We start from the raw sequence: 18,890 nt of genomic DNA, 5'->3' as shown, positions 1-18,890 counted from the left end.
AATTTTGGTTACATCTTAAAATGTAACCGCATTTGGTTACATTGGGTTTGGTAACTAATTTAGGTTACTTAACACGCAATTGCAAGTATTACTCATTAGGACATAATAATGACCTCACAACAAAGCAGTAAACCTCGTGTAGGTATTTTTGTCGATGTACAAAATATTTATTACACCTGTCGTGAAAGCTACGGTAAAAACTTTGATTACAATGCCTTTTGGCGAATGATAGAGCAACAATACGATATTGAATGTGCGTTTGCTTATGCAATATACCGAGGTGATGAAAAGCAAAATCAGTTTCAAAATATTTTGCGCGCTATTGGCTTTGAAGTAAAACTAAAACCCTTTATTCAACGCCGTGACGGCAGTGCCAAAGGCGATTGGGATGTAGGTATAACCATAGATATGCTAGAGCAGGGAAAGCAGCTTGATAAGGTTATTTTACTCTCGGGTGACGGTGACTTTGCGTTATTACTTGGGCACTTAAAAAATCAATACAATGTTCCGTGTGATGTATATGGTGCTGATAAATTAACCGCAGAGGTACTTAAGCAAAGTGCTGAGCAATTTCATTTAATTGACAAACAGCTACTACTTTAAAAGTATAAGCGCTGCGTTGTTTCGGTGTAATTTTGAGCAGAATGCCCACCTTCAACATGAGCATTTTTAATACAGCGGGTGCATAGATTAATTAAGCCTAATTTAGGCTTTTTTTATGGCGGTAATAAATTGGGTTTAGTGGATGATTATGGTAATTTTAAGAATCAATTAGTATCAAGGAATTACATGCTTAACTACAGTAATATGCCATTAGACAGAGGCTCAAATGCGCGCAAAGACCCTACTTGGGTAGACGCAAAAAAAACAGCAGACAGCTTATGGCTTTTAGTTAAAGGCAATCACACCTTATTTGCTAACAGTAGCCCTGAGGTGGTGTATTTGGCTTACCTACAGGTGGCACATTTAGATTTAACGCAGGCTATTTTTTTAGGTTCAAATGAGCAGGATAATGCCGTATTTGCGCTAGATGTAACCGCACTCGAAGAGTCGTTATTAGCAACGATTATTGATGGCGCCCAGTTTGCAGATATTCGCCAGTTTGGTACACAGGTGGCGCTTGAAGATGGCTCAAATGCAGCGCTTGCCCGTGGGTTGTGTTACTGGCATGCCACTCATAGTTTTTGTGGTCGTTGTGGTACCAAAAATCACTTAGTTGAAGCGGGTCACTCTCGATTATGCGACAATCCTGCGTGTTTGCACCAGACTTTTCCGCGTACCGATCCTGCGGTTATTATGGTAGTAACTAAAACATTTTCTGATGGGGTTGAACGCTGCTTATTGGGTCGCCAAGCAACTTGGCCAAAAGGATTGTATTCATCGCTTGCAGGCTTTGTTGACCCTGGTGAAACCCTTGAACAAACCGTGATCCGAGAAGTAAAAGAAGAGGCGGGTATTACTGTGGAAAAAGCTGAATATATTGCTTCGCAACCTTGGCCGTTTCCTTCGTCAATTATGCTAGGTTTTATTGCCACAGCAAGCAGTGATGAAATAAGCACAGAGCAAGATGAACTTGAAGATGCAAAGTGGTTTTCTCGCGAAGAACTTGCGCAATTTAAAGATTGGCACCATCAAGGGGAGCATTTAAAGCTACCTAGAGCTGATTCAATTTCGCGTTATTTAATTGAATATTGGCGTACTCAGATAGAAGGATGAATCATGTCGAGCAAAAATAAAAATACTCAGTTAGTCTCATCAGGGCGCAAAAAAGCGTACACCCATGGCGTAGTCAATCCTGTGGTACAGCGCGCTTCAACGATTGTATTTGATTCGGTGAGTGAGCTTAAAGAAGCGGCTAAAACACGCGGTGATAAAACGTTATTTTATGGCCGTCGTGGCACCACTACGCATTTTGCCCTGCAAGAGGCAATTACTGAACTCGAAGGGGGTGAAGGCTGTGCCTTATACCCATGTGGCGCGGCAGCGATAAGCCAAACATTGTTATCGTTTTTAAAGTCCGGTGATCATATTTTAATAGTGGATACTGTTTACGAGCCAACCCGTGATTTTTGCGACAAGATTTTAGCGGGGCTGGGCATTACTACGACCTATTATCCGCCCATGATTGGCGCAGATATAAAAGAGTACATTCAAGACAATACCAAAGTGTTGTTTTTAGAGTCTCCGGGTTCAATTACCATGGAAATTCAAGATGTTCCCGCTATGGTGCAAGTGGCACATGAACATCAGTTAATGACAATACTCGATAATACCTATGGAAATGGCTTACATTATCGACCGCTTGAACACGGTGTTGATATTAGTATTCAAGCGGCAACCAAATATATTGTAGGTCATTCAGATGTGATGATGGGCGTAGCTGTAGCGAATAAAAAATATTGGCCAACACTTCGTGAACACTCTTATTTACTCGGGCAATGCACCAGTGCAGATGATGCGTATTTAGCACTACGAGGTTTGCGTACCATGGCGGTGCGATTAAATCAGCATGAAAAAGCGGCTATTGATGTTGCTAAATGGTTAGAGCAGCACGAGTTAGTTGATCATATTCGCCACCCAGCATTTGAAACATGTCCTGGGCATGAATTTTTCAAACGCGATTTTGACGGTAGTAATGGTTTGTTTTCGTTTGTAATGAAAACCGGTAACCAAAAGGCCATTGATGCTTTTTTAGATAGCTTGCAGCATTTTAAAATGGGCTTTTCTTGGGGAGGCTTTGAGAGCTTAGTAACGGCAAACCTATCAATGAAAGGGCTGCGCTCGCAAACAGGATGGGAGCATGGACCTGTTATTCGTTTGCACATTGGCTTAGAAGATGCTGAAGATTTAATTGCCGACTTACAGCAAGCATTAGCTATTTATGAGCAACATTTATAATTACTAATTGTTTAAATTACATTATTTGTTACAAAGCCTACCTCTGAGTAGGCTTTTTTTGCTAGCAATTCAACGTGTTTACACTTAGTGTTGTTAAATAACGCTTATTTTAAAGCATGAACAACGTCATTAAGGATAGTCAATGGCAACACCATTACCAATAAACGTAGGGCGCTTAACTCAAATTGCGGGTTTTGAGCTTATACGTATGTTTTTAACTAAACGAGGACTTATTGCACTGGCGGCTTTTGCGCTAGTGTGGCTTGTTATTTTACGTTACCCCATAGGGCAGGCAGTGGGCATTATCAGCTCCCCCGATTTTGAACAAATAGCCCGTGATATTTCCGGCTCTATTGGATTAAATAAGTTACTTGATTGGCCTGAAGCCGAATTTGCTATGTATTGGCTAATTGCTTTGTATAGTTTTCCTGTTTTTAGCTTATTTATTTGTAGTGATCAAACTGTGGGTGACAGAGAGAGGGGGACTTTAAGGTTTTTATCACTGCGCTCAACCCGCTTTGAAATACTCTTTGGTCGATTTTTAGGGCAGCTAGCGGTACTAACCTGTTTAGTTGGCATTACATTGGTAGCGACATTGGCGGTGCTCGGGTTTCGCGATCCGAGCTTACTTGCTGGTGGCGTTGGCCGTGCAGTTTCAATATTTTTAATTCTCATTGTTACTTTTGCGCCGTTTGTTGCGTTAATGAGTTTGATTAATACTTTTGCGAGCTCATCTCGCTTATCTATTGTGTTAGCCATTTTATATTTTACAGCCGGTGGCATTATTGTTGGATTGCTAGAGTGGCAAATACCCGCATTAAGTGTGCTTGATTATTTATTCCCTGGTGTGCAAATAGAGTTATTAGCGGGACAGAACTTACCGCTATTGAGTGCATTGGCTATTCCGCTTGTGCAAACAGCGGTGCTACTTGTGGTTGCGCAACGTGTTTTTGCAAGGAGCTCACTATGAAATCATTAATCACAGGGCGTAATTTAAGTAAATCGTACGGCTCAAAACTGGCTCTTAATAATGTGAATTTTGAGATTCAAAAAGGTGCTCCCGTTGCGCTTGTTGGCCCTAATGGCGCAGGAAAAACTACTTTATTTAGTTTGCTGTGCGGCTATATAGCCCCTAGCATGGGAGAGCTTGAAATACTTGGCCATAAACCAGGCAGCGCTGCTTTATTTAATAAAGTGAGTGCATTACCGCAAGATGCCCAGCTTGATCCGCGTTTTAATATAGATAAACAACTTAGTTTTTATGCCAAGCTACAAGGCATGAGTACTAAGCAAAGCCACGTAGAGGCACTTCGTGTGCTTGATTTAGTGGGCCTTAGCGAAATTGCAAAAAACCGCGCTGGGGATTTATCCCACGGTATGCGCAAGCGTGTAACCATAGGGCAAGCATTAATTGGCTCACCACAAATTGTAATGTTAGATGAAGCCACGGCAGGGCTTGATCCTATTCATGCCAGAGAAGTGCGCGAGTTGGTATCTCAGTTAAGTGACCAAGCGACGTTTATTTTAAGTTCACATGATTTAACTGAATTAGAACGACTGTGTTCCCAAGTACTCCATTTGGATAAAGGCGTATTAAGCGAGCACCAAACTAAAGCAGTGAACACCGATAAGCACTTTTACACCTTAATGCTTAGCGACGTGTATCAAAATGTGGAGCAACAACTCCAAGCACTTGAGGGGGTGAGTCGTGTTTATATGAGCCAGCACAAAGAGTACGTGATTGAGTATCAACCAACCAGTGATCCGCTCGATATAGCACTATTGCAATTTTGTCGCCAACATAATTGGCAGTATCGGCAGTTAGTAAATGGCCATACATTAGAAAATCAAATATTTAAACAGGAGAAACTATAATGGGACTATTTAGTGGTTTAATGGGTAATGCCAGTGAAGTGGATGACGCTGATTTAGAGAAAGTGTTGGCAAATACCCTTATTGAAGGTGAGCAAGTTGAAAAAGCGTATAAAGTTGTCCGTGATATGTTTATCTTTACTAATAAGCGACTAATTTTATTAGATAAACAAGGTGTGACTGGTTCTAAAATGGAAATGATCAGTATTGCTTACTCTAAGATAACTAAGTTCAGCAAAGAAAGTGCGGGGCACTTTGATTTAGATGCAGAACTGAAAATTTGGGTTGGATCTGATCCAAACCCTATCAGCAAAGACTTTAAAGCTGGTGATAACATAAATGATGTTTATAGGATAATTAGCCAGTATTCATTATAGAAACAAACAAAAATCGGTGTAAAATTAAAGTAATTGTTTACAGCTTGTTGCGATTACTTTAACATAAATTACTCCAACACTTTCTTACAAATTCCCTAACAAATACAATTGCTTGATTCAGTTTTCGTTCAGTTTCGCGGCGTTAGCATACCCCCACTTTAGCAATGTAGTTAAAGTACAAAAACAATGTACATAGGGATGTTTCATTATGAAAAAGTTAGCAATTATTATTTCAGGTCTTTTATTATCTAGTGCTGCACACGCTGCAGATAGCTATCAATCAATCAGTAACTTAGGCTACACAGATACTGATAACAACGATACTATCAGCGTGGACTCTACTTACTACTTCTCTCCAAAGAGCACACTAGGTCCATACGACCAATTCGAATACATTAACAAGCAAAGTAACGTATTTGGTAGCTACGCTGATGATGATTTTGGCGATGTAACTGCTATTGGCGGTGAATACTTCGTTGAAGATTTTGTTGTTGGTGCGTCTTACCAAAATACTGATTTCAACTCTAACGACGAGTCATACACACTTTCTGCTGGTTATTTCTTTAACCCAGACTTACTTGCAAAAGTAAGATTTGTTGATCAAAAAGATGGTGATAACGTTACATTCTTTTCTTTAGCATACAACCACATGCTAAACGATACAGATTACGTAGGTATCACTGTAGAATCAGATGATGATTTTGATTCTCGTTCAGTAGCTGCTAAATACTTTGTTGATTTACAACAAGGTAACTACTTAACAGTAGAAGGTACATTTGTAAGCCTTGACGAAGCAGATGATCAATGGAACGTAGAAACAAACTACTATTTCTCTAAAGCGACTTCTGTATTTGCAGCTTACGATAAAGAAGACAACTACAGCTTTGGTGCTCAACACTTCATCAATAAAAACATTGGTTTAAAAGTGGGTTACGGCAACAACGCAGATGACTCAGATAACGATGCTTACTTTGCTAACATGCGTTTTCAGTTTTAATTAAATAATTAAAACCAGTTAAGTAGTAAAAAGCCCACATTTTGTGGGCTTTTTGCTGTGTGTAATAAATTAGTGACTTTACTCATCGTTACATTTTAATCGCAATAGAATAACTTCATCATTTAGTGGCACTCGTCTGACAGCCCATTGTATTTAAATTAAGATCGGTCATAATTAAATCAATGTTTTTATAACTGTAAAAGGAATGTGCTCATGTCAGTATTTATTATATTACTGGTGGTGGTGGTCGTGGTGTTTGCGATTAAAGATATCCGCCTTAATTTAATTACTCGACCTACTTTTAAGATGTTTAAAAAGGTGTTGCCGCCATTATCGCAAACAGAGCGAGAAGCCATGGAAGCAGGCGATGTTTGGTGGGATGGCGAGTTATTTAGTGGTGAGCCTGACTGGCAAAAATTACATAATTATCCGCGACCTAAGTTAAGTGAAAAAGAAACTGCATTTATAGATAATCAAGTTGAAACTTTATTAGCCATGCTTGATGACTATAAAATTGTACAAAAAGACAAAGATTTACCTAAAGAGGTTTGGGACTTTTTAAAAACCGAAGGGTTTTTTGCAATGATCATCCCAGAAAAATTTGGGGGTCTTGAATTCTCTGCTATTGCTAATTCCACCATAGTGTCAAAAATTGCGACTAAAAGTTTAACGGCCGCCGTAACGGTCATGGTACCAAATAGTTTAGGTCCTGGTGAGTTATTACTGCATTACGGAACAACTGAGCAACAAAATCGTTGGTTACCTAGCCTTGCAAAAGGCGACGATGTACCTTGTTTTGCATTAACGGGCCCAGAGGCTGGCTCTGATGCTGGCAGTATTCCAGATTCAGGCGTGGTGTGCAAAGGCGAGCATGATGGTAAGGAAGTGTTGGGACTGCGTTTAAATTGGTCAAAACGTTACATTACCCTTGCGCCTGTGGCGACTGTGTTAGGTCTTGCATTTAAAATGTACGATCCAGATGGATTGTTAGGCGATGAAAAAGAGCTCGGAATAACGTGTGCACTTATTCCAACTGATCACCCAGGTGTTAAAACAGGAGAGCGTCATTACCCACTTAACATGGCGTTTATGAATGGCACAACGTACGGTAAGGATGTATTTATTCCGCTTGATTGGATTATAGGTGGCCAGCAAGGGGCAGGGCGCGGTTGGCGCATGCTAGTAGAGTGTTTAAGCGCAGGGCGTGGTATTTCATTACCGGCATTAAGCACTGCAACAGGGCACTTGGCAGCTAAGATGACCTCGGCTTATACGGTTGTACGCCAACAGTTTGGCGTGTCAATTGGGCAATTTGAAGGCGTACAAGAAGGGTTGGCACGTATTGGTGGACTAACTTATGCATTGGAATCATGCCGATTAATGACCGCAGGTGCAATTGATTTAAAACTTAGCCCGTCAGTAGTAACTGCAATTGCAAAGTACCACATGACAGAAATGGGTCGAACGGTAATGAATGATGCAATGGACATTCATGCAGGTAAAGGGATTCAGGTTGGGCCTAATAACTATTTAGCACACGGTTATATGGGTATTCCTGTCTCTATTACCGTAGAGGGCGCTAATATTCTTACCCGTAACCTTATGATATTTGGCCAAGGTGCAACCCGTTGTCATCCTTTCGTGTTAAAAGAGATGGAAGTTGCAGCAATGGATGACGATGATGCTGCACTTGAGCAATTTGATGGCTTGTTAATGAAGCACATTGTATTTGCACTGAGTAATGCAAGTATGGCCTTGGTGCATGGTTTAACTCGCAGCTACTTTGCCAAAGCGCCTGTATGTGGAGAGACGGCCGTCTATTATAAACAATTAGGTAGAATGAGCCGAGGATTGGCGTTTACAACGGATGTTGCAATGTTGATGTTAGGTGGTGAACTTAAACGTAAAGAAATGATATCGGCACGTTTAGGCGATGTGTTAAGTCATTTATATATTGCATCCACGGTATTAAAGCGTTTTGAAGATGAAGGGCGTCAACAAGCTGATTTGCCTTTTGTAAAATATGCTATAGAGACATCGTTATATGCAATAGGCCAAGCATTTGATGGCTTCTTTAAAAACTTTTCTAATCCAGTGATTAACTTTGCACTTAAGCGTATTGTTTTTCCATTAGGTAATCATTATCACAAACCAAGTGATGCTATTGCCCAGCGTATTTGCGAACACATGACTCAACCAGGGGTATTTAGAAATAGACTTACCCATTTATGTTATGTGGATGAAAATGCCGGAACAGGCGTCATGGAAAATGCTTTCTTAGCAATGCACGATATGCACAATCAGTTTAAGCTGTTAAAACAGTGGCAACGAAAAGGCAAGGTGCCTGCCACCTATGATATTGAACAAGCGATTGATTACGCACTTGAACATGAGTTAGTAACTAAAGTTGATGGTGAAGCAATGCATCATGCCAATAAGCTAAGAATGCAGGCTATTGCGGTTGATAACTTTAAACCTGAAGACATTTAACACTGGATTATAATAATGTAGATAATAAAAAAAGCCTTAAGTTTATGATTTAAGGCTTTTTTTATGTTGTGTATTTTTTAAGCTCGAATATACGGTTATCGTTACTAAGGCTTTGAATGACTGATCAGCGCCCGTAAGGATCGGCGATGATTTTATCTACGTACCACTTACCTTTTATTTTAAGCATTTCGATGCTGCGGAAATCATCGATTTTTTTACCATTAAAATAACCGGTAAACACAATGTTTATTTTAGCTTGATTGCCATACTGTTCTCGCAGGCTTGAATTTGACATATCAATTTCAATCACAACTTCATCGTACTGTAAATTAATAAGACTACGCGCAAACTGTTTTGCCGTCCCATACGATTTCATTATGCGGGCTAATTTAGGTGTTGCGAAATCGCTGGCTTTTTGCAAGTTATGCTGGTTATAAAGCGCATCAAAATACACAGTAGCAGTGTCGCCTGGACGATCATTGTCAATGTACTGCTCTTTAGGTTTAGTATTTTCATTACAGTCAACGATCAAAATACTAAAAATGAGCACAAAAATGGTTAAAATTGTTTTCATATTTGGTCAGGTTGATTACTTATACATAAAGTGTGTGGTGGAATGGAGAAGATGTAAAGAGGAGTGGACTAAATAGATAGTAACTTATTAAATAAGCAATAAAAAAGGATGTTAAAAAACATCCTTTTTTAATCAGAACGCTTGATTATTGCACAAGCTCTTGTTCGCTAAACTCTTCGTCAAACATCGGGCTTGATAAGTAGCGCTCTGTTGCACTTGGCAAAATAACCACAATATTTTTATCTGCATTTTCAGGACGTTCAGCAATACGTTTCGCTGCAACCACAGCCGCACCTGATGAAATACCAACTAAAATCCCCTCTTTTTTCATTAGCTCGTGACACATTGCTATACATTCTTCATTAGAGACTTGCTCTACACCATCAATTATTGATAGGTCTAAATTCCCAGGAATAAAGCCTGCACCAATACCTTGAATCTTATGTGGCCCAGGTTTTACTTCTTCACCAGCAAGAGTTTGGCTAATTACCGGAGAATGGCTTGGCTCTACAGCAATTGATTTTACATTTAAGCCTTTTTCTTTTTTAAGATAACGGCTTACACCTGTGATAGTTCCACCAGTACCAACGCCTGCAACAAAGAAATCGATTTTGCCATCAAGTGCATCAAAGATTTCTGGGCCTGTTGTTTCAAAGTGAATTTTAGGGTTTGCAGGGTTTTCAAATTGTTGTAATAAAATAAACTTTTCAGGGGCTGATGCTTGAATTTCTTTGGCCTTAGCAATAGCACCGTTCATACCTTTAGCACCGTCTGTTAGTACAAGATTAGCACCGAGTGCTTTTAATAGCTTACGACGTTCTAAGCTCATGGTGTTTGGCATTGTAAGCGTTAATTTGTAGCCGCGTGAGGCTGCTACAAATGCCAGTGCAATGCCCGTGTTACCTGATGTTGGCTCTATAAGCTCTTTATCTTTGGTAAGTTGACCTGATTTTTCAGCTTCCCAAATCATCGATGCACCAATACGGCATTTAATACTAAAGCTTGGGTTACGCGACTCAATTTTAGCGTATACATTCCCACCTGTAACACGGTTAAGTTTTACCAACGGTGTGTTACCGATGCTTAGTGAGTTATCTTCAAAAATAGTAGACATAATGTTCCTTTAGGTACAATCTGATCAACACATTAACAGTTAGTCTGTTAACTTTATAAGCCTACTTTACTGTGAGATAAAAAAAGTTAAAGTAAGCTTTGGCTATAACATATATTAATTCCGCTTATAACGGATTGAACTAAAAACTCAACCTGTTATTTTTTTAGTTATTAAAAAAGGTGAACTTGAAGCCATTTGTTCGTTTTTAACTTTGTACTGTATTTTTTGTTTATGTAGTCGTTATTTAAACAAATCAACACTACATACTTATATTTTGTTGGTTAATTGTGCAAATGAACTGCGGTTGAACAGTTTATTGACACAAACTATTCAAAACATGATAAAAACACATTATCTAAATTCAATAAAGTAATCACCATGAAGTTAATCTTAAAATTAATTGCCGGTATTGTGGCCGGTATTTTAGTCGGACTTTATATTCCCTTAACTGGCGTTGAGCTTTTATACACAGTAAAAGAGCTTATTGGCCAGCTTATTAGTTTTACAATTCCACTGATTATTTTGTTTTTTATTGCCTCTGGGATTGCCGGGCTGCCTAAAGGGTCAGGGCATTTACTGGGAAAAACGGTTGGTTTTGCTTACGGCTCAACAATTATTGCCGGTACCTTAGCGTTTTTATTAGTCACAGCGATTATTCCGTTCCTAAGCGGTGGAATTTCATTTGAAGCTGAAGCAGTCACCGAGGTAGGTAGCTTTATTGACTTAGAAATTCCACCATTAATGGGTGTAATGACTGCTTTAGTCACAGCATTTGTATTTGGTATTGGTATGAGCCAGTTAGGTTTAGACACATTAAAAACGGTGTCTGATCAAGGGCGCGATATTATAGATGGTTTACTTGCTAAGGTGATTATTCCGGCATTACCGTTTTACATTGCGGGTGTGTTTGCTGAAATGACCGTGGCAGGTACCGTTGTTGATACATTACAGGCCTTTGGTGTAGTACTCATTGCCGCATTAGTGATGCATTGGTTATGGTTGAGTGTGCTTTATATTGTATCGGGCCTATTACTTAAGCGTAATCCTATTGAGCTAATTAAAAACATGCTACCTGCGTACTTTACTGCATTAGGAACCATGTCGAGCGCGGCAACCATTCCAGTCTCTTTGCAATCAAGTAAAGCAAATAACGTTAAAGAAGATGTAGCTAACTTTACAGTCCCATTATGTGCCACTATTCATCTATCAGGTTCAACAATTACAATAGTTACCTGTGCTATGGCTGTGATGTTTTTATCGCCTAGCATGGAAGTACCTTCACTAATGGCTATGCTGCCATTCATTATGATGCTAGGTGTGGTTATGATTGCTGCACCAGGTGCCCCAGGTGGCGCGGTAATGTCGGCGTTAGGTTTATTAACTAGTATGCTTGGTTTCAACGAAGGTGCAGTGGCACTAATGATTGCGCTGTACCTTGCACAAGATAGCTTCGGCACTGCGTGTAATGTAACTGGCGACGGTATCATTGCTTTGTGGGTAGACCGTTTTAGTGAAAAAGCCTCAGCTTAAATCACTATGGCGTATTTACCTACGATAGGTAAATACGCTTTGACAATATTGGGTCATAGAGACCGACGGCGAAAGCATAATATTAGTTATGGTTTCGTCGTATCTATGCTAATGTTGAAAATTAATTTTGTTAACTTGCATCTTATTAGGCTAGTGAGGGTGTTCCATTGATTAACGTACTTTTAGTTGATGACCATGAACTTGTGCGCACAGGGATCAGACGTATTCTTGATGACATACGTGGTTTTAAAGTAATAGGTGAAGCTAAAACAGGCGAAGAGGCTGTACAGTTTTGTCGTCAACATGCGCCAAATATAGTATTAATGGATATGAACATGCCTGGTATGGGCGGGCTTGAGGCAACTAAAAAGATTTGCCGTTATTGTCCCGATGTAAAAATTATTGTGCTTACAGTTAATTGTGAAGACCCATTTCCGAGCAAGGTTATGCAAATTGGTGCTCATGGTTTTTTAACCAAGGGGGCAGGGTCTGATGAAATGGTGCGTGCTATACGTTGCGTGCATGCAGGGCAACGTTATATTGCGCCAGAAATAGCACAGCAAATTGCGCTTGCGCAGGTTACTGGGCGAACTGATGAAAACCCATTTCAAAGTTTGTCTGAGCGTGAACTGCAAATTATGCTGATGATCACCAAAGGTGAAAAAGCACAGGATATTGCTGAGCGCTTAAATTTAAGCTCTAAAACAGTAAACAGTTATCGCTATCGTATGTTTGAAAAGCTTAACGTAGGGGGCGATGTAGAGCTTACTCATTTAGCCATTCGTTACAAAATGATTGATATAGATATCTCTTACTAGTCGATATATATGTCTGAATTTGATCATGCCCAGTTTCTAAAAACATTATCGAGTGAGCCAGGCGTTTATCGCATGCTCGATAATGACAACCAAGTTATTTATGTCGGTAAAGCTAAAAGTTTAAAAAAGCGGGTGAGCAGTTACTTTCGCAGCAACATTACCGACAGCAAAACCCGTGTTTTAGTGAGTAATATTTGTAATATTGAAGTCACACTTACTAATACAGAAACAGAAGCATTACTGCTTGAAAATAACCTCATTAAGAAATATCAGCCACGTTATAATATTCTGTTACGTGATGATAAATCGTACCCGTACATATTACTCACGAATCATAAGCACCCTCGTTTAGCCTTTCATCGTGGTAGCAGAAAAGTAAAAGGCGAATATTTTGGCCCGTTTCCAAGCGCTGGAGCCGTATCAGAAAGTTTGCGCTTAATGCAAAAAATATTTCCGGTACGTCAATGTGAAGACGCTTACTACCGTGCGCGTAGTCGGCCATGCTTGCAATACCAATTAAAACGTTGCTCTGCGCCGTGTGTTAATAAAGTCTCTGAAGATGAATACGCGCAGCAAGTGGATTATGTCCGTAAATTTTTAACCGGTAAATCCCATGAAGTAATAGCCGATCTTATCGCTAAAATGGAAAAAGCCAGTGAGCAGCTTAATTTTGAACTCGCAGCTAAAGTTCGCGACCAAATTATGCTATTGCGTAAAATGCAGGAGCAGCAGTCTATCTCAGGTAATTTTGCTGAAATGGATGTTGTAGGTTTTGCCCATTTAAATGGCTTAAATGGGATTCATCTATTAATGATCCGCGATCATAAAGTGCTGGGTAGTAAAACTTATTTTCCAAAGGTGCCTAAAGACTCACAGGAACAGGAAATCTTAACCTCTTTCTTAGGCCAATATTACTTAGCGCCGGGAGCAACAGGGCGCATTGCCAAAGAAATCATCTTACCATTTGAAATTGAAGAAAGTGATGCGCTCAGCGAAGCACTAACTCAAATTAGTGAACGTAAAGTATCGCTTAAAGTGGTTACTCGTGGTGAGCGAGCACAGTACTTACAGTTAGCCAATAAAAACGCATTAAATAGTATTACGGTTAAGCAAAGCACTCAAGACTCTATAAACAAGCGTTATGCTCAATTAAAGGCTACCTTGCGTCTTGATGACATTAATCGCATGGAATGTTTTGATATCAGCCACACCATGGGCGAAAACACCGTGGCCAGTTGTGTTGTCTTTGATTCTCAAGGGCCTAACAATAAAGAATATCGTCGTTACAACGTCACGGGCATAACTGGTGGCGATGATTACGCCGCTATGGAATTTGCACTAAACAAACGTTATAACAAGTTAGTGGATGAAGATAAAATTCCTGATGTTATTTTTATTGATGGTGGTAAAGGCCAATTAGGTAGGGCAGAACAATACTTTGAAAACTGGCCGCATGCAAAAATGCCACTATTAGTTGGGGTTGCAAAAGGCACTAGCCGTAAACCAGGCCTTGAAACTTTACTTATTGACGGTGGGCGTAAAACTATTCCTATGGATTCTGATGCACCCGCACTGCATTTAATTCAGCATATTCGCGATGAGTCGCATCGCTTTGCTATTGCAGGACATCGGAATAAGCGTCAAAAACAGCGAACTCAGTCGCTATTAGAAGAAATAGATGGCGTTGGTTCAAAGCGTCGACAAACATTATTAAAATATTTAGGGGGCATGCAAGGCGTAAAAGCTGCTAATATAGAACAGCTAAAGAAAGTTCCTGGGATCAGTCCTGACATGGCTGAGAAGATATTTAACCATTTGCATGACAAGGGCTAGCCCTATGTGCGAATATAGAAAAAAAGACATATCCAAGTAGTTATGTGGAATATTCCAAACACACTCACAACGTTTAGACTCTTTCTTATCCCCATTTTTTTGGTGATATTTTATATGCCTTATTCATGGGCATTCTTTGTTGCTGCCTTTATTTTTTGGCTTGCTTCAATCACTGACATACTCGATGGCTATTTAGCGCGTAAGCTTGAACAATCAACGCCTTTTGGTGCGTTTTTAGACCCTGTTGCTGATAAAGTAATGGTGTGCGCTGCCTTAGTTGCATTATCTGAGCATTATCAATCTTTGTATATGACTATTCCTGCACTTATTATTATAAGCCGTGAAATTGTTATATCGGCGCTACGAGAATGGATGGCTGAGCAAGGCAAACGCGGCAATGTAGCTGTATCCGATATGGGTAAGTTAAAAACCGCAGCGCAAATGTTAGCCATTATTGGCCTAATTTGGCAGTACGATACCTGGATGATGTATTTAAGCTATGGCTTACTTTATATAGCGACGTTTTTAACGCTCAGTTCTATGGTGCAATATTTAGTTGCAGCATGGGCAGAATTGACCAAAAATTGATTGTAAACGTCTAATAACGCACCATTTTAGATAAAAAATAATCAAACAGTTCAAAAGTAGCATTTTTTGTGTTGACGCGTTTAATAATCTCTGTAGAATGCGTCCGTGTTGAGAGGGCATAGCCCCCTAGATAAACAAAGCGGCACTAGCTCAGTTGGTAGAGCGCGACCTTGCCAAGGTCGAGGTCACGAGTTCGAGCCTCGTGTGCCGCTCCAGTTTATCTTAAAGCTAACCTAGTATTGAGGCGGAATGGCAGAGTGGCCATGCACCGGATTGCAAATCCGTTTACCCCGGTTCGACTCCGGGTTCCGCCTCCAATCAACACTCCACACGCTTTAATTAGCAAACTCGATGCCCGAGTGGTGGAATTGGTAGACACAAGGGATTTAAAATCCCTCGACTAACAAGTCGTGCCGGTTCAAGTCCGGCCTCGGGCACCACGTTGTGGTTTGGTTACATACACCAATATGTAACTTATAAAAAATCTTATTTAGAATTAATATGATGCGGCACTAGCTCAGTTGGTAGAGCGCGACCTTGCCAAGGTCGAGGTCACGAGTTCGAGCCTCGTGTGCCGCTCCATATTAGTTTTATCCACTTGCTTTAAATAGCAAACTCGATGCCCGAGTGGTGGAATTGGTAGACACAAGGGATTTAAAATCCCTCGACTAACAAGTCGTGCCGGTTCAAGTCCGGCCTCGGGCACCACTTTGTGGTTTGGTTACATACACCAATATGTAACTTATGAAAAAATTATTTAGAATTAATATTATGCGGCACTAGCTCAGTTGGTAGAGCGCGACCTTGCCAAGGTCGAGGTCACGAGTTCGAGCCTCGTGTGCCGCTCCAAATTATTTGATATGTTTAGGCGGAATGGCAGAGTGGCCATGCACCGGATTGCAAATCCGTTTACCCCGGTTCGACTCCGGGTTCCGCCTCCAAATAATTACTCCACACGCTTTAATTAGCAAACTCGATGCCCGAGTGGTGGAATTGGTAGACACAAGGGATTTAAAATCCCTCGACTAACAAGTCGTGCCGGTTCAAGTCCGGCCTCGGGCACCACTTTATATTCTTTCCGTAAAATCTAATTAAATCATCATATCTTTATTACTAAGTCCCTTGAAGCACACAAATTTATTCCCCCCTGTTGTTAGCAATAATGGTTTGTTGCAAGGTCTGATACATACTCTTGGCTCACCAATAGACTGTCATTGAACACTTCAGACTTTTTTACAAGTTAATCAAGGTGTAGTGTAGGTCGTTAGCTAAATCATAAACTAGACTCTTTAATACCAATTCGCTTAATTAAGCGGTCTATTTTGAGGCAGGAAAAACGGGTTGATAGCTAGGCAAAAAAATCGCTATTTAGTTGTTCTAAATGAGAATTTTTCAACACAGATAGCGACACGTTTAGCCCCGCAAAATGATTGAGTATTATTGCGGATTGGTATAATAAGCGCAGTGTTAGTTATTATGGTTATGCAGTAATGTATATAAACCTAAGCAGGGATGTCGTTATAAGCATTCAGACCTACTACATAGGTTATTAAATTTACTTGTAGGATGCTTATAATGTTTGGATAAGGTGAGCTTATAGGCAGGTTGGGCGGCTTTAATAACGTCTATCTTCGCACTAGTAATTTATAAGTGGCTACTGTTATCAGTAACTTTTAGATTAAAGTTAAATCAATAAAAAACCCGAAATGACAATGGCCGTTTCGGGTTTTTAACTTGAAGTATAAAAACTAATTATTTATGCCAAATACCTTTTGGAATAGTTTTATTGAGTTTGTCGTTCTTACTTGGATCAAACGTAGGTAACTTTCCAGCGCGTCGCTGAGCGTTATAATCTTTGGCAAGCCACACCACAACACCAGAGAGCATAAATAGCGCGATTACGTTCACTATTGCCATTAAGCCCATAGATACATCAGCTAATGTCCACACTAGTGGTAATTCGCCCAATGCACCAAACATCACCATACCTAACACTAATAATCTGAAGATCAGCATGCCAGATGCGTGGTTATGTTCTAAGAATAATAAGTTCGTTTCAGCATACGAGTAGTTAGCCACAATAGATGTAAATGCAAAAAACAAAATAGCGACTGCTACAAATATGGCACCCCAGCTGCCTACATGTTCTTCAAGGGCGGCTTGTGTAAGCGCTATACCCGTTACATCCGAGCCTGGCACTAATTGCTCTGATAATAAAATAAGAGCGGCAGTTGCAGTACAAATAATAATAGTATCTACAAATACCCCCAGCATTTGTACATAACCCTGTGAAGCAGGGTGAGGTGGGTTTGGCGTTGCCGTTGCTGCAGCATTCGCAGCGCTACCCATACCGGCTTCGTTTGAGAACAAGCCGCGTTTGATCCCTTGGATCATCGCTTGCATTACCCCATAACCAATTGCACCTGCACCCGCTTGTTCAAGACCAAAGGCACTTCTAATCACATGCATAAATACATCAGGTAACTCAGTGTAATTTACAGCACATATATAAAGTGCAACCACAAGGTAAGCAGCAGCCATAAATGGAACGGCTAATTCAGCAAATCGAGAAATTGTTTTTAGACCGCCAAATATAATAATACCTGAACCAATAACAAGAGCGATACCGACTATATAGTTAGGGATACCAAAGGCGACTTCAAAAGCCGCAGCAATAGAATTTGACTGTACTGCGTTAAAAACTAAACCAAAGGCTAAAATTAAGCACAATGAAAAGACAACACCCATCCAACGCTTACCAAGTCCGTACTCCATATAATAGGCCGGACCACCACGGAAGTTACCTTCTTCATCTCGAGTTTTATAAGCTTGTGCCAATGTACTTTCAGCAAAGCTAGTAGCCATACCAATTAAAGCAATTAACCACATCCAAAAAATAGCACCTGCGCCACCTAAATAAAGCGCAACGGCAACACCTGCCATATTACCAGTACCGACACGGGCTGCTAAAGAAGTACAAAATGCTTGGAAAGAGGAAATACCACCATCTGACCCTTGGCGACTTTGAAACATGACTTTAATCATATGTGGAAACTGTACAAATTGAATAAAACCAAGACGTATTGTAAAAAATAGCCCTGCAGCTATTAATAAGTACACTAAAATATGACCCCATAAGAGACCACTTATACTATTTATTATATCTGTCATGTGCGTTACCTAGTGAACGAGTTGTAAATATCGGGCGCAACTTACCACAAGCACAGTAAATAGTTTAGTAAACAGCGTAAAAAAATGAGTTATCCACAGGGTTTTGTGGGTAACATGTGTGTCTAGGTGGGGTATCTTTGGGGTAAAAATTAAATGCAAAAAAGCCTTTAAAAACGCTTGCGTTAAAATCGATTCGCCCTATAATGCGCATCCACTGACCCGGCAGGCAGCAATGAAAAGCGCTGAACAAACGGTAAGTAAGTCGAGTAAAACTTAGCTTTTAAATCTTTTAAAAGAAACTAAAAATTAAGTGTTGACAAAAAAATAGGAAAGCGTAATATGCGCAGCCCTAGCGAGATAAAGTTTAACGCTTTAATCGCAACGTTCTTTAACAATATAAAGCAATCATCTGTGTGGGCACTCGTACAGATTGAGTTCTAACAGTCAAGCTTAGTTTGCTAAGTGAGGCAAACAAATTTAGAGTCTCAATTGAAACTGAGTGACCAACAGCAATAACTACTTCGGTAGGAATTGCAGCACAGTCAATTCAATATCGAAAGATATTAAATAAATTCAGAATTCATTGAGCTGTCGAAAGACATAAAACTTTTTAATTGAAGAGTTTGAT

15 protein-coding genes and 8 tRNA genes are annotated in these 18,890 nt (G+C 40.0%); 20 read left to right on the top strand and 3 right to left on the bottom strand.

Annotation, left to right across the window (positions count from 1 at the left end; genetic code table 11):
• Window positions 1–108: 108 nt before the first annotated feature.
• From CWC14_RS12600 to CWC14_RS12565, 8 genes are all read left to right on the top strand, one after another.
• Window positions 109–603 carry a LabA-like NYN domain-containing protein gene (locus tag CWC14_RS12600; RefSeq protein ID WP_138563162.1) on the top strand — a complete coding sequence of 165 codons (495 nt, stop codon included), beginning with the start codon at window positions 109–111 and terminating at the stop codon, window positions 601–603.
• 186 nt (window positions 604–789) lie between these two features.
• Window positions 790–1,716: an NAD(+) diphosphatase gene (gene nudC, locus CWC14_RS12595; RefSeq protein WP_138563161.1), complete on the top strand. Its 927-nt coding sequence runs from the start codon at window positions 790–792 to the stop codon at window positions 1,714–1,716.
• 3 nt (window positions 1,717–1,719) lie between these two features.
• Window positions 1,720–2,898, top strand: coding sequence for a cystathionine beta-lyase (locus CWC14_RS12590; protein WP_138563160.1), 1,179 nt, complete (start codon window positions 1,720–1,722; stop codon window positions 2,896–2,898).
• A 142-nt stretch (window positions 2,899–3,040) separates the two neighbouring features.
• The gene (locus tag CWC14_RS12585) at window positions 3,041–3,868 is read left to right on the top strand and encodes an ABC transporter permease (RefSeq protein WP_076921629.1); all 828 of its coding nucleotides are present in this window, start codon (window positions 3,041–3,043) and stop codon (window positions 3,866–3,868) included.
• Window positions 3,865–4,773 carry an ABC transporter ATP-binding protein gene (locus tag CWC14_RS12580; RefSeq protein ID WP_076921631.1) on the top strand — a complete coding sequence of 303 codons (909 nt, stop codon included), beginning with the start codon at window positions 3,865–3,867 and terminating at the stop codon, window positions 4,771–4,773. Before CWC14_RS12585 ends, CWC14_RS12580 begins: the two co-directional genes overlap by 4 nt.
• A complete protein-coding gene (locus tag CWC14_RS12575; RefSeq protein WP_076921635.1) occupies window positions 4,773–5,147 on the top strand; it encodes a PH domain-containing protein in 375 nt (124 codons plus the stop codon). Before CWC14_RS12580 ends, CWC14_RS12575 begins: the two co-directional genes overlap by 1 nt.
• 208 nt (window positions 5,148–5,355) lie before the next feature.
• Window positions 5,356–6,144 carry a putative porin gene (locus tag CWC14_RS12570; RefSeq protein ID WP_138563159.1) on the top strand — a complete coding sequence of 263 codons (789 nt, stop codon included), beginning with the start codon at window positions 5,356–5,358 and terminating at the stop codon, window positions 6,142–6,144.
• Window positions 6,145–6,357: 213 nt separating this feature from the next.
• A complete protein-coding gene (locus CWC14_RS12565; RefSeq protein ID WP_138563158.1) occupies window positions 6,358–8,634 on the top strand; it encodes an acyl-CoA dehydrogenase in 2,277 nt (758 codons plus the stop codon).
• Between the two features lie 124 nt (window positions 8,635–8,758).
• Here the strand turns inward: CWC14_RS12565 and CWC14_RS12560 are convergent, their stop codons facing one another.
• Both CWC14_RS12560 and cysK read right to left on the bottom strand, forming a co-directional pair.
• Window positions 8,759–9,208: a hypothetical protein gene (locus CWC14_RS12560; RefSeq protein ID WP_138563157.1), complete on the bottom strand. Its 450-nt coding sequence runs from the start codon at window positions 9,206–9,208 to the stop codon at window positions 8,759–8,761.
• Between the two features lie 145 nt (window positions 9,209–9,353).
• Window positions 9,354–10,322 carry a cysteine synthase A gene (gene cysK, locus CWC14_RS12555; protein WP_064664058.1) on the bottom strand — a complete coding sequence of 323 codons (969 nt, stop codon included), beginning with the start codon at window positions 10,320–10,322 and terminating at the stop codon, window positions 9,354–9,356.
• 378 nt (window positions 10,323–10,700) lie between these two features.
• On the opposite strand from cysK, the gene CWC14_RS12550 reads away from it, so the two are divergent.
• From CWC14_RS12550 to CWC14_RS12495, 12 genes are all read left to right on the top strand, one after another.
• The gene (locus CWC14_RS12550) at window positions 10,701–11,852 is read left to right on the top strand and encodes a dicarboxylate/amino acid:cation symporter (protein WP_016899481.1); all 1,152 of its coding nucleotides are present in this window, start codon (window positions 10,701–10,703) and stop codon (window positions 11,850–11,852) included.
• Between the two features lie 167 nt (window positions 11,853–12,019).
• Window positions 12,020–12,670 carry a UvrY/SirA/GacA family response regulator transcription factor gene (gene uvrY, locus CWC14_RS12545; RefSeq protein ID WP_016899482.1) on the top strand — a complete coding sequence of 217 codons (651 nt, stop codon included), beginning with the start codon at window positions 12,020–12,022 and terminating at the stop codon, window positions 12,668–12,670.
• Between the two features lie 9 nt (window positions 12,671–12,679).
• Entirely contained in the window at window positions 12,680–14,503 is a 1,824-nt protein-coding gene (uvrC, locus tag CWC14_RS12540) for an excinuclease ABC subunit UvrC (protein ID WP_013464593.1), read from the top strand.
• Window positions 14,504–14,545: 42 nt separating this feature from the next.
• On the top strand, window positions 14,546–15,091 hold the full coding sequence (pgsA, locus tag CWC14_RS12535; RefSeq protein ID WP_013464594.1) for a CDP-diacylglycerol--glycerol-3-phosphate 3-phosphatidyltransferase: 546 nt from the start codon (window positions 14,546–14,548) through the stop codon (window positions 15,089–15,091).
• 139 nt (window positions 15,092–15,230) lie between these two features.
• A tRNA-Gly gene (locus CWC14_RS12530) sits at window positions 15,231–15,306 on the top strand.
• Between the two features lie 28 nt (window positions 15,307–15,334).
• A tRNA-Cys gene (locus CWC14_RS12525) sits at window positions 15,335–15,408 on the top strand.
• Window positions 15,409–15,444: 36 nt separating this feature from the next.
• Window positions 15,445–15,531, top strand: a tRNA-Leu gene (locus tag CWC14_RS12520).
• 66 nt (window positions 15,532–15,597) lie between these two features.
• A tRNA-Gly gene (locus tag CWC14_RS12515) sits at window positions 15,598–15,673 on the top strand.
• 39 nt (window positions 15,674–15,712) lie between these two features.
• A tRNA-Leu gene (locus CWC14_RS12510) sits at window positions 15,713–15,799 on the top strand.
• Between the two features lie 65 nt (window positions 15,800–15,864).
• Window positions 15,865–15,940: transfer RNA gene (locus CWC14_RS12505), tRNA-Gly, on the top strand.
• 18 nt (window positions 15,941–15,958) lie between these two features.
• A tRNA-Cys gene (locus tag CWC14_RS12500) sits at window positions 15,959–16,032 on the top strand.
• Window positions 16,033–16,069: 37 nt separating this feature from the next.
• A tRNA-Leu gene (locus CWC14_RS12495) sits at window positions 16,070–16,156 on the top strand.
• A gap of 687 nt (window positions 16,157–16,843) precedes the next feature.
• Here the strand turns inward: CWC14_RS12495 and CWC14_RS12490 are convergent.
• Window positions 16,844–18,262, bottom strand: coding sequence for an alanine/glycine:cation symporter family protein (locus CWC14_RS12490; RefSeq protein ID WP_013464595.1), 1,419 nt, complete (start codon window positions 18,260–18,262; stop codon window positions 16,844–16,846).
• Window positions 18,263–18,890: the final 628 nt, after the last annotated feature.

The organism is Pseudoalteromonas sp. S3260, assembly GCF_005886925.1.
Lineage (GTDB): Bacteria > Pseudomonadota > Gammaproteobacteria > Enterobacterales > Alteromonadaceae > Pseudoalteromonas > Pseudoalteromonas tetraodonis.
Note: the sequence above shows the minus strand (reverse complement) of the source record. Positions and strands in the feature narration are given on the sequence as shown.

Excerpts from the sequence above, each read along its gene's own strand:
- CWC14_RS12585 (WP_076921629.1), top strand. The coding sequence starts at position 3,041 with ATGGCAACACCATTACCAATAAACGTAGGGCGCTTAACTCAAATTGCG.
- CWC14_RS12575 (WP_076921635.1), top strand. The coding sequence starts at position 4,773 with ATGGGACTATTTAGTGGTTTAATGGGTAATGCCAGTGAAGTGGATGAC.
- CWC14_RS12590 (WP_138563160.1), top strand. The coding sequence starts at position 1,720 with ATGTCGAGCAAAAATAAAAATACTCAGTTAGTCTCATCAGGGCGCAAA.
- CWC14_RS12490 (WP_013464595.1), bottom strand. The coding sequence starts at position 18,262 with ATGACAGATATAATAAATAGTATAAGTGGTCTCTTATGGGGTCATATT.
- uvrC (WP_013464593.1), top strand. The coding sequence starts at position 12,680 with ATGTCTGAATTTGATCATGCCCAGTTTCTAAAAACATTATCGAGTGAG.
- CWC14_RS12600 (WP_138563162.1), top strand. The coding sequence starts at position 109 with ATGACCTCACAACAAAGCAGTAAACCTCGTGTAGGTATTTTTGTCGAT.
- CWC14_RS12565 (WP_138563158.1), top strand. The coding sequence starts at position 6,358 with ATGTCAGTATTTATTATATTACTGGTGGTGGTGGTCGTGGTGTTTGCG.
- pgsA (WP_013464594.1), top strand. The coding sequence starts at position 14,546 with ATGTGGAATATTCCAAACACACTCACAACGTTTAGACTCTTTCTTATC.
- CWC14_RS12580 (WP_076921631.1), top strand. The coding sequence starts at position 3,865 with ATGAAATCATTAATCACAGGGCGTAATTTAAGTAAATCGTACGGCTCA.
- CWC14_RS12560 (WP_138563157.1), bottom strand. The coding sequence starts at position 9,208 with ATGAAAACAATTTTAACCATTTTTGTGCTCATTTTTAGTATTTTGATC.
- CWC14_RS12570 (WP_138563159.1), top strand. The coding sequence starts at position 5,356 with ATGAAAAAGTTAGCAATTATTATTTCAGGTCTTTTATTATCTAGTGCT.
- CWC14_RS12550 (WP_016899481.1), top strand. The coding sequence starts at position 10,701 with ATGAAGTTAATCTTAAAATTAATTGCCGGTATTGTGGCCGGTATTTTA.
- nudC (WP_138563161.1), top strand. The coding sequence starts at position 790 with ATGCTTAACTACAGTAATATGCCATTAGACAGAGGCTCAAATGCGCGC.
- cysK (WP_064664058.1), bottom strand. The coding sequence starts at position 10,322 with ATGTCTACTATTTTTGAAGATAACTCACTAAGCATCGGTAACACACCG.